Genomic DNA, 13,911 nt, shown 5'->3' with positions numbered 1-13,911 from the left:
GTTAACCAGAGTGAAAGAATAGATGCAGATGAAGAACCACTATCGAGAATGTCCAGAAATGCCAGCAGGCAAAGCAAGCAGAAGCAAAAACAAAAGCAGAAACCGCATCAGGAGCGCGGTGTATCAACTGTTAAAGACAAGCTTGCGTCTGTATGGGCAGCCATCAACAGATATTGCGGTTTTGCGTTCTCGATTTTGAAGTCACCGGCGAAAACCGTCGTAGCGGATGGTTTTTCTCATTATAAGTATGGTCTGATTTCAATGCTTATATTCAGTATGATCTTTTCAATCGGGAACTGGTTTCAGTTAAAGGCGAGCTGGAATCGGCCGCTCGGTTTCGGAGAACGCCATCACGCTTTTTATGACGGATTTTTAGTCGTTCTTGTGTATTTGCTTCTCTTTTTCGCGGTAATGGTCTTAGCCGTATGGGCCGTCTCCCGCTATATGATGAAGCAGAAGGTGACGTTCAGGGAAGCGGCTGCCGGTTTGGGTTCATTGCTTGTACCAGTGATTGCTGTTTCAATCCTTTGGCTGATCTTTGCGATCGTGAATATCCCAATGCTGACAGTTCTGTTTACAGTGCTGATCTTGTTTTCGATCTTTTTTATGATGGCGCTGTATGTGCAGTGTCTGTATCAGGCGGCACAGGATGCACCGATTGACTATATCTATTGTGTATTTGCTGTGGTTGCGATAGCGCTGCTGTTTGCGGCAGTGACTTGGCCGTTGATTTCTGAATATTTTACGGCGTCGCTGATTCCGCTTTAATGAAAAAACCGGCTAATCCAAGCCGGTTTTTTTATGTCACACTTTTTACAAATATATCTAAAAAACATAGTTGATTTGTAGGATTAATCCATGTATGATAGGGAAAATGCTGTAAACGTCCAGCGCACAAACCTTTATGTTTAAGGAGGATGATGGACATGGCTGATTTACTTCGCCGAGCGATTAATCAAAAGAAACAATTTTTAAAAACCAAATTACTGCTCTCGGAATTTTATCAGGGAAGAGGGGAACAGCTGGCTCATTATACGCTGAGTGAGCTTGAGAAAGAATACAAGTCCCTTCTGAAAATGAAAAAAGAGATCTGACAATATATGAGAAGAGGTGAGTCTGCTGAAAAGCGGGCTTTTTTATTTTGATTTTGAAAAGGTGAGAAAGAGGGTAAACTACTACTGTTCAATCTCATAAAGCGTGTCGAAATATTTTCCTTAGGTTCATGGCCTCAGCTCATTGTAAACGACTCATTTCTCTAGTAGAATATGAATGCTTTATGCAAGATGAAGAGTAGGGGGATGAAATAAAATGATGCAAACCATCTTATCAAATGGGTTAGCCATGGTTCTCATAATTCTCATTATTAATATTGTCTATGTGTCATTTTTTACGATAAGAATGATTTTAACGCTGAAAGGCCAGCGTTATTTAGCGGCCGGCATCAGTACGATTGAAATACTGGTTTATGTGACAGGGCTGAGTCTGGTGCTCGATAACTTAGACCAGATTCAAAATGTGATCGCGTACGCGCTCGGTTACGGTCTTGGCGTGATTGTCGGCATGAAAATAGAAGAAAAATTGGCGCTTGGCTATATTATGGTCAATGTGATTACGAAGGAGCTCGATCTTGATCTTCCGAGGCAGCTCCGTGAAAAAGGCTACGGCGTGACAAACTGGGTGGCCGGCGGGCTTGAAGGTGACCGCACCGCCCTTCAGATTCTGACGCCGAGAAGATATGAACTTCAGCTATATGATACGATTAAAACACTTGATTCAAAAGCTTTTATTATTGCGTATGAACCAAAAACAATCCATGGCGGCTTCTGGGTCAAAGCGGTGAAGAAGAGGAGAATTAAAGAATAATGGCAAAGCCGAAGAAGAAAAAGTTTGAAGTAACAGAGCAGCAAACGATTGATGCGGTGCTTCAGCAAATGAAAGAAGAAGGGTATCTGCCTGTAAGGCGAATGGAAGAGCCTATTTTTATGGAGAAAAAGGAAAATGGGTCAATTCAGATCGTTCCGTGCGGGAAAAAAATCGTATTTGAAGGGAAATTGATCTAAAACACGAACATTAGCAGAATGAATTTTTGTATCGTTCGATAATATCGTTGACATTATCCATGTCCGTTGTTAAGATAAACATGAAATCAAAACACGACCTCATATAATCTTGGGAATATGGCCCATAAGTTTCTACCCGGCGACCGTAAATTGCCGGACTATGCAGGAAAGTGATCGATAAAACTGACATGGATATATCGCAGAAGCGAACGACTGACGATACATGTACCATGCCCGGTTTGTATTGCTTCCTCATAAGTGCAATGCAGAGCGGGTATTTTTTATTTTCTGAAAACAAAAGCATTAGAAGGTGGGAACAGAATGCAGCCGCTAGTAGGAATCATCATGGGAAGCACTTCCGATTGGGAGACAATGAAAAACGCATGCGACATACTTGACGAACTCAATGTTCCGTACGAAAAAAAGGTCGTTTCCGCTCACCGGACGCCTGATTTCATGTTTGAATACGCTGAAACTGCCAGAGAAAGAGGCATCAAGGTGATTATCGCCGGTGCCGGAGGAGCGGCCCATCTTCCAGGGATGACGGCGGCGAAAACAACTCTGCCGGTCATTGGAGTACCGGTTCAGTCCAAGGCGCTGAACGGGCTGGATTCACTTCTTTCTATCGTGCAAATGCCTGGAGGTGTGCCTGTTGCGACAACAGCCATCGGCAAAGCAGGCGCTGTGAACGCAGGCCTGTTAGCGGCGCAAATTTTGTCAGCTTTTGACGAAGGCCTTGCCCGTAAGCTGGACGAGAGAAGAGAAAATACAAAACAGACGGTGTTAGAAAGCAGTGATCAGCTTGTCTAAACAAATCATCTATCCGGGAGCTGTAATCGGCATTATCGGCGGCGGCCAGCTTGGGAAAATGATGGCTGTGTCCGCCAAACAAATGGGATATAAAGTCGCGGTCATTGATCCAGTGAAAGATTCGCCGTGCGGGCAGGTTGCGGATATCGAAATTACCGCTCATTACAATGACCGTGAAGCGATTCGAAAATTGGCTGAAATCAGCGACATCATCACGTATGAGTTTGAAAACATCGACTATGATGCGCTGCATTGGCTAACAGGTCATGCGTATCTCCCGCAAGGAAGTGAGCTGCTGCTCATTACCCAAAACCGTGAAACGGAGAAAAAAGCAATTCAAGCGGCTGGCTGTGAAGTCGCGCCGTACAGCATCGTCAAAACAAAGGATGAACTGAAACAGGCGGTACAGGAGCTTGGGCTTCCAGCAGTCCTGAAAACATGTCGCGGCGGATACGACGGCAAAGGCCAAGTTGTGATCAAGGAAGAGGCGCAAATTGAGCAGGCTGTAGCTCTTTTAGAACACGGAACCTGCATTCTCGAAAGCTGGGTTTCTTTTAAAATGGAACTGTCGGTGATCGTCGTCAGATCGGTAAACGGCGAAATTGCAACATTTCCGGCAGCTGAAAACATTCACCACAACAACATTCTTTTCCAAAGCATCGTGCCTGCACGGGTGGAGGAAGGGATTCAGAAGAAGGCTGCTGATTTAGCCGTTAAGCTTGCAGACGAGCTTAACCTTGTCGGACCGCTTGCTGTTGAGATGTTCCTGACAGAAGACGGAGAGCTTTTGGTCAATGAACTGGCGCCAAGACCGCACAATTCAGGGCATTATACGCTGGACCTTTGCGAGACGAGCCAGTTTGAACAGCATATCAGAGCGGTATGCGGCCTTCCGCTCGGGAAAACAGATTTGCTGAAGCCGGGCATGATGGTGAATCTTCTCGGCGATGAAGTGAAGCTTGTGGAGGAAGAGCCGGAGCTTTTAAAAGAAGCAAAGCTATATATATACGGAAAACATGAAATTAAAAAAGGCCGCAAAATGGGGCATATTACATTTATGAAGCAGCCTGAAGACCATTGGATTCAGGAGATCACAAATAAATGGATGAATAGAGACGGAGGACAAGCAGAATGATCGAACGTTATTCAAGACCTGAAATGTCCGCGATTTGGACGGATGAAAACAGATTTCAAGCATGGCTGGAGGTAGAGATTCTTGCCTGTGAAGCGTGGGCGGAGCTGGGCGTCATTCCGAAAGAAGACGTAAAGGTCATGCGCGAGAACGCGTCATTTGACATCAACCGCATTTTAGAAATCGAACAGGACACGCGCCATGACGTTGTCGCTTTTACACGCGCCGTTTCCGAATCACTGGGTGAAGAAAGAAAATGGGTGCACTACGGCTTAACGTCAACTGACGTTGTTGATACTGCTCTTTCTTACTTATTAAAACAGGCAAACGATATTCTGCTCAAGGACCTTGAGAGATTTGTTGACATTATAAAAGAAAAAGCGAAAGAACATAAATACACAGTCATGATGGGGCGCACACACGGCGTACACGCTGAGCCTACAACATTCGGCTTAAAACTTGCGCTTTGGCATGAGGAAATGAAACGGAATCTTGAGCGTTTCAAACAAGCGAAAGAAGGCATCGAAGTTGGGAAGATTTCCGGCGCTGTGGGCACATATGCGAACATTGACCCATTTGTTGAACAATATGTATGTGAGAAGCTCGGATTGAAAGCAGCACCGATTTCAACTCAAACCCTTCAGCGTGACCGCCATGCTGACTATATGGCGACACTTGCTTTGATCGCGACAAGCATCGAGAAATTCGCAGTGGAGATCCGCGGTCTGCAAAAGAGTGAAACACGCGAAGTTGAGGAATTTTTCGCGAAAGGGCAAAAGGGTTCATCTGCGATGCCGCACAAACGCAATCCGATCGGCTCTGAAAACATGACAGGAATAGCACGCGTGATCCGCGGCTACATGATGACGGCTTACGAAAATGTTCCATTATGGCATGAGCGCGATATTTCTCATTCTTCAGCAGAACGGATTATTCTTCCGGATGCGACAATCGCTCTGAACTACATGCTGAACCGCTTCTCTAACATCGTGAAGAACTTAACGGTCTTCCCGGAAAACATGAAGCGCAACATGGACCGCACACTCGGCCTTATCTACTCTCAGCGCGTGCTGCTTGCCTTGATTGACACAGGCCTGACTCGTGAAGAAGCCTATGATACAGTACAGCCAAAAGCAATGGAAGCGTGGGAAAAACAAGTGCCGTTCCGTGAGCTGGTGGAAGCGGAAGAGAAAATCACGTCCCGTCTTTCTCCAGAAAAAATTGCTGACTGCTTTGATTACAACTACCATCTGAAAAATGTTGATCTGATCTTTGAACGTTTAGGTTTAGCATAGAAGAAGCTTTTAGGCGGCTTCTTCTATGCCGTCTTAGTTTGAAAATTCCCAACATTCGGGTTAGGAGGCCTTCCGTGAATATTGTGAAGAATGAACTTTTATACGAAGGAAAAGCAAAAAAGATCTACAAAACCGATGACGAAAACACGCTGTACGTCGTGTATAAAGACTCCGCCACTGCTTTTAACGGCGAGAAAAAAGCAGAAATCAGCGGAAAAGGGCGCTTAAATAACGAGATTTCAAGCTTAATTTTCAAACACCTTCATGCTAAAGGCATTAACAACCACTTTATCGAGCGTATTTCGGAAACAGAGCAGCTCATTAAAAAGGTAACGATTGTGCCGCTTGAAGTCGTAGTCAGAAATGTGGTAGCAGGAAGCATGTCCAAACGTCTCGGCATTCCAGAAGGTACAGAGCTTGAACAGCCGATTATCGAGTTTTACTACAAGGATGACGCGCTGGGTGATCCGCTTATCACAGAAGATCATATTTGGCTCTTAAAAGCGGCAACTCCTGAGCAGGTAGAAACCATTAAGTCCATTACAAAAACAGTAAATGAAGAGCTTCAAGCCATTTTTGATGATTGTCATGTCAGATTAATAGATTTCAAGCTTGAATTCGGTTTAGATGCAGACGGGCAAGTGCTTTTGGCGGATGAAATTTCACCTGACACATGCCGCTTGTGGGACAAAGACACGAACGAAAAGCTGGACAAAGATTTATTCAGACGCAATCTGGGAAGCTTAACCGACGCATACGAAGAGATTTTCAAAAGACTGGGAGGCATTCATCATGTATAAAGTAAAAGTTTATGTCAGCTTAAAAGAAAGTGTACTAGATCCACAAGGGAGCGCTGTCCAGCATGCCTTGCACAGTATGACTTATAACGAAGTTCAAGATGTGCGCATCGGAAAATACATGGAGCTTACCATTGAAAAATCTGACCGTGATCTTGACGTCCTGGTAAGAGAAATGTGCGAAAAACTTCTTGCGAATACAGTGATTGAAGATTACAGATACGAGGTTGAGGAGGTAGTCGCACAGTGAAATTTGCGGTGATTGTGTTACCCGGCTCCAACTGTGATATCGATATGTATCATGCTGTAAAGGATGAGCTCGGCCATGAAGTGGAATACGTCTGGCATGAGGAAACAAGCCTTGACGGCTTCGACGGCGTGTTAATTCCGGGAGGATTTTCTTACGGCGATTACTTGAGATGCGGCGCTATCGCCCGATTTGCGAATATTATGCCAGCTGTCAAACAGGCGGCCGCTGAAGGAAAACCTGTTCTTGGCGTCTGCAACGGATTCCAGATTTTACAGGAGCTTGGCCTTCTGCCAGGCGCAATGAGACGCAACAAAGATTTAAAGTTCATTTGCCGTCCGGTTGAATTAATTGTACAAAACGATGAAACATTATTCACATCTTCCTACGAAAAGGGCCAATCGATTACAATCCCGGTTGCCCACGGTGAAGGAAATTTCTACTGTGATGACGAAACGCTTGCTTCATTGAAAGAAAACAATCAAATTGCTTTCACATACGGCTCCAATATTAACGGAAGTGTCAGCGACATTGCCGGTGTCGTGAATGAGAAAGGCAACGTATTAGGCATGATGCCTCACCCTGAGCGCGCGGTCGATGAACTGCTTGGAAGCGCCGACGGTCTTAAATTGTTTCAGTCTATCGTGAAAAATTGGAGGGAAACTCATGTCACTACTGCTTGAACCAAGTAAAGAACAAATAAAAGAAGAGAAAATGTATCAGCAAATGGGTGTCAGTGATGATGAGTTTGCATTGATTGAATCCATTCTTGGCAGATTGCCGAACTACACAGAAATCGGAATTTTTTCTGTCATGTGGTCAGAGCATTGCAGCTACAAAAACTCAAAGCCGATTCTGCGTAAATTCCCGACAAGCGGCGAGCGTGTGCTGCAAGGTCCGGGGGAAGGCGCCGGAATCGTTGATATCGGTGACAACCAAGCGGTTGTGTTCAAAATTGAATCACATAACCACCCATCAGCTCTCGAACCTTACCAAGGCGCTGCGACTGGCGTAGGCGGCATTATCCGTGACGTTTTCTCAATGGGTGCCCGTCCAATCGCTGTATTGAACTCTCTTCGATTTGGTGAACTGACTTCACCGCGCGTGAAGTACTTGTTTGAAGAAGTAGTAGCGGGTATCGCCGGATACGGCAACTGTATCGGCATCCCGACAGTCGGCGGAGAAGTGCAGTTTGACAGCAGCTATGAAGGTAATCCGCTCGTCAACGCAATGTGCGTCGGTTTAATCAACCATGAAGACATCAAAAAAGGCCAGGCGAAGGGTGTCGGCAACACAGTAATGTACGTAGGAGCGAAAACGGGGCGTGACGGAATCCACGGCGCTACGTTTGCATCTGAAGAAATGTCTGACTCGTCTGAAGAAAAGCGCTCTGCTGTTCAAGTCGGCGATCCGTTTATGGAGAAGCTTTTGCTTGAAGCATGTCTGGAAGTCATCCAATGTGATGCGTTAGTCGGCATTCAGGATATGGGAGCAGCCGGTTTAACAAGCTCAAGTGCGGAAATGGCAAGTAAAGCCGGCTCTGGTATTGAGATGAATCTTGACCTGATCCCTCAGCGTGAAACAGGCATGACCGCTTATGAAATGATGCTTTCTGAATCACAGGAACGGATGCTTTTGGTCATCGAGCGCGGACGTGAGCAGGAAATCATCGATATTTTTGACAAGTACGAACTTGAAGCGGTTTCTGTCGGACGTGTAACAGATGATAAAATGCTTCGCCTCACACACAAAGGTGAGGTTGTATGTGAGCTGCCTGTTGATGCCTTGGCAGAAGAAGCTCCGGTTTACCACAAGCCATCTCAAGAACCAGCATATTACCGTGAGTTTTTAGAGACGGATGTTCCGGCTCCCCAAATTGGTGATGCGAATGAAACGCTGAAGGCCCTCCTCCAGCAGCCGACGATCGCAAGCAAAGAGTGGGTTTACGATCAGTATGACTACATGGTGCGGACGAATACCGTTGTCGCTCCTGGGTCTGATGCGGGTGTTCTCAGAATCCGCGGAACGAAAAAGGCGCTGGCGATGACGACAGACTGTAACGCGCGTTATCTCTATCTCGATCCTGAAGTCGGCGGGAAAATTGCTGTCGCTGAAGCGGCGCGCAACATCATTTGCTCAGGCGCAGAACCGCTTGCAGTCACAGATAACCTTAACTTTGGAAACCCGGAGAAACCGGAAATCTTCTGGCAGATCGAAAAAGCGGCTGACGGCATCAGCGAGGCGTGCCGTGTTCTCAGCACACCGGTTATCGGCGGAAACGTATCGCTTTATAACGAATCAAACGGCACGGCGATCTACCCGACACCTGTTATCGGCATGGTCGGCTTAATTGAAGATACAAAACACATTACAACACAGCATTTCAAACAAGCGGGAGATCTCGTATACGTGATTGGCGAAACAAAACCTGAGTTTGCCGGAAGCGAGCTGCAAAAAATGACAGAAGGCAGTATTTACGGAAAAGCACCGCAAATCGATCTTGATGTAGAACTGTCACGCCAAAGAGCATTGCTTGATGCGATTAAAAAAGGCTTTGTTCAATCTGCGCATGATGTGTCTGAAGGCGGCTTAGGCGTAGCGATTGCAGAAAGTGTCATGACGACGGAAAATCTTGGCGCGAACGTGACTGTTGAAGGGGAAGCAGCATTATTATTCTCTGAATCTCAATCCCGCTTCGTCGTTTCAGTGAAAAAAGAACATCAAGCAGCGTTTGAAGCAGCTGTGAAAGATGCAGTTCATATCGGTGAGGTAACAGCTGATGGTCTTCTGGCGATTCAAAACCAAGACGGACAACAATTGATTCATGCGCAAACGAAAGAGCTTGAGCGCGCATGGAAAGGAGCTATCCCATGCTTGCTGAAATCAAAGGCTTAAATGAAGAGTGCGGCGTATTTGGGATTTGGGGACATGAAGAAGCCCCGCAAATCACGTATTACGGACTCCACAGCCTCCAGCACCGAGGACAGGAGGGTGCGGGCATTGTAGCGACTGACGGTGAAAAACTGACGGCGCACAAAGGCCAAGGGCTGATCACTGAAGTGTTTCAAAATGGTGAGCTCAGCAAAGTAAAGGGAAAAGGCGCAATCGGGCACGTTCGGTATGCGACGGCTGGAGGCGGCGGATACGAAAATGTACAGCCGCTCCTCTTCCGTTCCCAAAACAATGGCAGCTTGGCGCTTGCTCATAACGGAAACCTTGTCAACGCCACTCAGCTGAAGCAGCAGCTCGAAAATCAAGGGAGCATTTTTCAAACCTCTTCGGACACAGAGGTTTTGGCTCACCTGATCAAAAGAAGCGGCCACTTCACGCTGAAGGATCAAATTAAAAACTCGCTTTCCATGCTGAAAGGTGCATACGCATTCCTGATCATGACCGAAACAGAAATGATCGTCGCGCTTGACCCAAACGGGCTTAGACCGCTATCCATCGGCATGCTGGGCGACGCCTATGTTGTCGCATCAGAAACATGCGCATTTGATGTCGTCGGCGCAACGTATCTTCGTGAGGTAGAACCGGGCGAAATGCTAATCATCAATGATGAAGGCATGAAATCAGAGCGATTCTCTATGAATATCAACCGTTCCATTTGCAGCATGGAGTACATTTATTTCTCAAGACCTGACAGTAACATTGACGGCATTAACGTACACAGTGCGCGTAAAAACCTTGGGAAAATGCTGGCTCAGGAATCCGCAGTTGAAGCTGACGTCGTAACAGGGGTTCCGGATTCCAGTATTTCTGCGGCGATCGGGTATGCAGAAGCAACAGGCATCCCGTACGAGCTGGGCTTAATCAAAAACCGCTATGTCGGCAGAACGTTTATTCAGCCGTCCCAGGCTCTGCGCGAGCAAGGCGTCAGAATGAAGCTATCAGCGGTGCGCGGGGTTGTGGAAGGTAAACGCGTCGTTATGGTAGATGACTCTATCGTGCGAGGAACAACAAGCCGTCGGATTGTCACGATGCTCAGAGAAGCGGGTGCAACAGAGGTGCATGTGAAAATCAGTTCACCGCCGATCGCTCATCCGTGCTTTTACGGCATTGATACGTCCACACATGAAGAATTGATCGCGTCTTCCCATTCTGTTGAAGAAATCCGTCAGGAAATCGGGGCGGACACCCTCTCATTTTTGAGTGTGGAAGGGCTGCTGAAAGGCATCGGCAGAAAATACGATGACTCTAATTGCGGACAGTGTCTCGCTTGCTTTACAGGAAAATATCCGACTGAAATTTACCAGGATACAGTGCTTCCTCATGTAAAAGAAGCAGTATTAACCAAATAAAACTTGAAAATGACATAAAGGCAGCGCAGTTCGGCTGCCTTTCTCTTTCTGCCCTCGTTCGGGGAGATATTTTGAAAAGCGCCTTAAAGGAGTGAATAGGATGTCTGAAGCATATAAAAACGCAGGAGTTGACATCGAAGCCGGATATGAAGCTGTAAAACGAATGAAAAAACATGTGGAGCGCACAAAACGGCTTGGCGTTATGGGCAGCCTCGGCGGTTTTGGCGGCATGTTTGACCTGTCTGAGCTTTCTTATCAAAAACCTGTTTTAATTTCGGGAACGGACGGTGTCGGCACCAAATTAAAGCTCGCTTTTTCCATGGATAAGCATGACACGATTGGGGTTGACGCTGTTGCGATGTGTGTCAATGATGTGCTGGCACAAGGCGCAGAGCCGTTGTTTTTCCTCGATTATTTAGCGGTCGGCAAAGCGGACCCTATGAAAATTGAGCAGATCGTACAAGGTGTAGCGAACGGCTGTGAGCAATCAGGTTCAGCCTTAGTCGGCGGCGAAACGGCTGAAATGCCGGGACTCTATACAGCCGATGAATACGATATTGCCGGTTTCTCAGTCGGAGTGGCAGAAAAGGACGAAATCGTGACTGGAGAAAACATCAAAGAGGGCCATCTTTTGATCGGCCTTAGCTCCAGCGGCCTTCACAGCAACGGATTTTCCCTTGTGAGAAAAGTGCTTCTGGATGATGCGGAGCTGGATCTTGATACAACATACGAACCGTTTGACCGCCCGCTTGGCGAGGAACTGCTTGAACCGACAAGAATTTATGTGAAGCCTGTGCTTGCCGCGGTGAAAAGCGGAAAAGTCGACGGCATGGCACACGTGACAGGCGGAGGATTCATCGAAAATATTCCTCGTATGCTTCCGGAAGGCTTAAGTGCGGAAATCGATCACGGCTCATGGCCGATTCCGCCGATTTTCTCTTTCCTGCAAGAGTACGGCAAGCTGAAGGAAGAAGACATGTTCAACGTCTTTAATATGGGCATCGGCTTTGTTTTGGCAGTCAAAGAAGAGCATCTGACAGATGTGATCGGAACGCTTGAAAGCCAAGGCGAAAAAGCCTATTTGATCGGGCGTGTGAAACAAGGCGAAGGCGTCACATTCGGCGGTGCGGCACTTTCATGAAAAAGTTTGCGGTATTTGCATCAGGAAACGGTTCAAACTTCGAAGCCATCGTCACGCGTTTGAAAGAGGAGAACTGGGATGCGTCCGTATCGCTCCTCGTTTGCGACAAACCGCAGGCGAAAGTCATCGAACGGGCGGAAACATTTGAAATTCCATCCTTTGCATTTGAGCCGAAGTCTTATGAAAACAAGGCCGCATTTGAACGGGCCATTATCGAACAGCTTCATCTTCACAACGTTGAATTGATTGTTCTTGCCGGTTATATGAGGCTGATAGGTGATACGCTGCTTCAGGCATACGGAGGAAAAATCATTAACATTCACCCGTCACTTCTTCCGGCGTTCCCTGGGATCGACGCAGTCGGACAGGCGTACCGCGCGGGGGTGAAGGTGGCCGGAATCACCGTGCATTATGTCGATGAAGGAATGGATACAGGCCCGATCATCGCTCAAAAGGCAATCGAAATTGACGAACATGAGACATTGGAAACAATTAAACAGCGGATTCACAAGCTTGAGCATAAATGGTATCCGAGTGTAATTAAACAGCTATTAGGATTAAATAACAGAGGTGAAAAGGCATGACCATTAAACGTGCATTAATCAGTGTTTCAGATAAAACAAATCTCGTTCCTTTCGTAAAAGAATTAACAGAGCTTGGCGTTGAAGTGATTTCAACAGGCGGAACGAAAAAGCTTCTTCAAGAAAACGGTGTGAATGTCATCGGAATTTCTGAAGTGACAGGCTTTCCTGAAATTATGGACGGACGGCTCAAAACACTTCATCCGAATATTCACGGCGGTCTTCTAGCAGTTCGCGGCAATGAAGAGCATATGGCGCAGATCAATGAACACGGGATTCAGCCGATTGACCTCGTTGTCGTCAACCTCTATCCATTTAAAGAAACGATTTCTAAAGAAGATGTCACATATGAAGAAGCGATCGAAAATATCGACATCGGCGGACCGGGCATGCTGCGTGCGGCATCAAAAAACCATCAGGACGTGACGGTTATCGTTGATCCAGCGGATTACAACCCAGTGCTGAATCAAATCAAAGAAGAAGGCGGCGTATCCCTTCAGAAAAAACGCGAGCTGGCGGCAAAAGTATTCCGTCATACTGCGGCATACGATGCACTGATCGCTGACTATCTGACAAACGTTGTCGGTGAAAAAGAACCAGAACAATTCACTGTAACATTTGAGAAAAAACAATCGCTTCGCTACGGAGAAAACCCGCATCAGGAAGCAACATTCTATCAAACAGCACTTCCTGTTAAAGGCTCCATTGCGCAAGCGGAGCAGCTCCACGGCAAAGAGCTTTCTTACAACAACATTAAAGACGCGGATGCGGCAGTTCAAATCGTCCGTGAATTCACTGAGCCTGCTGCGGTTGCCGTAAAGCATATGAATCCGTGCGGCGTTGGAACAGGGGAAACAATCTCAGAAGCGTTTGACAGAGCGTTTGAAGCGGATAAAACATCTATCTTCGGCGGCATTATCGCGCTGAACCGTGAAGTGGACAAGGCAACTGCCGAAGCGCTCCACAACATTTTCTTAGAAATCATCATTGCGCCTTCATTCAGCCAAGAAGCGCTTGATATCCTGACTGTGAAGAAAAATCTTCGTCTGCTGACACTTGATGTGACAGCTGCCGTTCAAAAAGAAAAACAGTTGACATCCGTTCAAGGCGGCCTGCTGATTCAAGATTTAGATATGCATGGCTTCGATGATGCTGAGATCAGCATTCCGACAAAAAGAGAACCGAACGAGCAAGAGTGGGAAGACTTGAAGCTTGCTTGGAAAGTCGTAAAGCATGTGAAATCAAATGCGATCGTTCTTGCGAAAGACAACATGACAGTCGGCGTAGGAGCAGGCCAAATGAACCGCGTCGGATCAGCGAAAATCGCCATTGAGCAAGCAGGTGAAAAAGCGAAAGGCAGCGCACTTGGATCTGATGCATTTTTCCCAATGCCGGATACTGTTGAAGAAGCGGCAAAAGCAGGCGTTACGGCTATCATTCAGCCGGGGGGATCTGTACGTGATGAGGATTCCATCAAAAAAGCGGATGAGTACGGCATTGCCATGGTATTCACCGGCATCAGACACTTCAAACATTAAGGGGATGAA

The 13,911-nt window shown here is 46.7% G+C and carries 15 protein-coding genes and 1 riboswitch; all 15 genes read left to right on the top strand.

From position 1 onward, the window contains the following. A partial coding sequence (locus tag RAC86_RS11105; RefSeq protein WP_377885630.1) for a hypothetical protein occupies positions 1–768 on the top strand: 768 nt, incomplete at its 5' end. A 158-nt stretch (positions 769–926) separates the two neighbouring features. Then, complete coding sequence (locus RAC86_RS11100) at positions 927–1,094, top strand: Fur-regulated basic protein FbpA (RefSeq protein WP_014112910.1); 168 nt, start codon at positions 927–929, stop codon at positions 1,092–1,094. Between the two features lie 214 nt (positions 1,095–1,308). Continuing rightward, the gene (locus RAC86_RS11095) at positions 1,309–1,863 is read left to right on the top strand and encodes a DUF2179 domain-containing protein (RefSeq protein ID WP_041520875.1); all 555 of its coding nucleotides are present in this window, start codon (positions 1,309–1,311) and stop codon (positions 1,861–1,863) included. After that, entirely contained in the window at positions 1,863–2,060 is a 198-nt protein-coding gene (locus RAC86_RS11090; protein WP_003219403.1) for an NETI motif-containing protein, read from the top strand. The genes RAC86_RS11095 and RAC86_RS11090 overlap by 1 nt, the downstream gene beginning before the upstream one ends. A gap of 79 nt (positions 2,061–2,139) precedes the next feature. Continuing rightward, a riboswitch (purine riboswitch) is annotated at positions 2,140–2,241 on the top strand. 140 nt (positions 2,242–2,381) lie between these two features. Continuing rightward, positions 2,382–2,870 (top strand): 5-(carboxyamino)imidazole ribonucleotide mutase, encoded by a 489-nt coding sequence (gene purE, locus RAC86_RS11085; RefSeq protein WP_072565869.1) that lies wholly within the window; start codon positions 2,382–2,384, stop codon positions 2,868–2,870. Beyond that, entirely contained in the window at positions 2,863–4,005 is a 1,143-nt protein-coding gene (purK, locus tag RAC86_RS11080; protein WP_072565870.1) for a 5-(carboxyamino)imidazole ribonucleotide synthase, read from the top strand. Before purE ends, purK begins: the two co-directional genes overlap by 8 nt. Continuing rightward, positions 4,002–5,297: an adenylosuccinate lyase gene (gene purB / locus RAC86_RS11075; protein ID WP_024715850.1), complete on the top strand. Its 1,296-nt coding sequence runs from the start codon at positions 4,002–4,004 to the stop codon at positions 5,295–5,297. The genes purK and purB overlap by 4 nt, the downstream gene beginning before the upstream one ends. Positions 5,298–5,371: 74 nt before the next feature. Further along, positions 5,372–6,097, top strand: a complete 726-nt coding sequence (purC, locus tag RAC86_RS11070) for a phosphoribosylaminoimidazolesuccinocarboxamide synthase (RefSeq protein ID WP_014112915.1) — start codon at positions 5,372–5,374, stop codon at positions 6,095–6,097. Beyond that, complete coding sequence (gene purS / locus RAC86_RS11065; protein WP_014112916.1) at positions 6,090–6,344, top strand: phosphoribosylformylglycinamidine synthase subunit PurS; 255 nt, start codon at positions 6,090–6,092, stop codon at positions 6,342–6,344. The genes purC and purS overlap by 8 nt, the downstream gene beginning before the upstream one ends. After that, complete coding sequence (gene purQ / locus RAC86_RS11060) at positions 6,341–7,024, top strand: phosphoribosylformylglycinamidine synthase subunit PurQ (protein ID WP_014112917.1); 684 nt, start codon at positions 6,341–6,343, stop codon at positions 7,022–7,024. Before purS ends, purQ begins: the two co-directional genes overlap by 4 nt. Continuing rightward, positions 7,008–9,236, top strand: a complete 2,229-nt coding sequence (purL, locus tag RAC86_RS11055; RefSeq protein ID WP_072565871.1) for a phosphoribosylformylglycinamidine synthase subunit PurL — start codon at positions 7,008–7,010, stop codon at positions 9,234–9,236. The genes purQ and purL overlap by 17 nt, the downstream gene beginning before the upstream one ends. Next, positions 9,212–10,642: an amidophosphoribosyltransferase gene (gene purF, locus RAC86_RS11050; protein ID WP_014112919.1), complete on the top strand. Its 1,431-nt coding sequence runs from the start codon at positions 9,212–9,214 to the stop codon at positions 10,640–10,642. The genes purL and purF overlap by 25 nt, the downstream gene beginning before the upstream one ends. Before the next feature lie 100 nt (positions 10,643–10,742). Next, positions 10,743–11,783: a phosphoribosylformylglycinamidine cyclo-ligase gene (gene purM, locus RAC86_RS11045; protein WP_072181553.1), complete on the top strand. Its 1,041-nt coding sequence runs from the start codon at positions 10,743–10,745 to the stop codon at positions 11,781–11,783. Continuing rightward, complete coding sequence (purN, locus tag RAC86_RS11040) at positions 11,780–12,367, top strand: phosphoribosylglycinamide formyltransferase (RefSeq protein WP_072565872.1); 588 nt, start codon at positions 11,780–11,782, stop codon at positions 12,365–12,367. Before purM ends, purN begins: the two co-directional genes overlap by 4 nt. Beyond that, positions 12,364–13,902, top strand: coding sequence for a bifunctional phosphoribosylaminoimidazolecarboxamide formyltransferase/IMP cyclohydrolase (gene purH / locus RAC86_RS11035; RefSeq protein WP_072565873.1), 1,539 nt, complete (start codon positions 12,364–12,366; stop codon positions 13,900–13,902). Before purN ends, purH begins: the two co-directional genes overlap by 4 nt. Positions 13,903–13,911: the final 9 nt, after the last annotated feature.

The sequence above is a fragment of the Bacillus sp. LR_5 genome, assembly GCF_042709275.1.
This window is presented reverse-complemented; position numbering and strand designations above follow the sequence as displayed.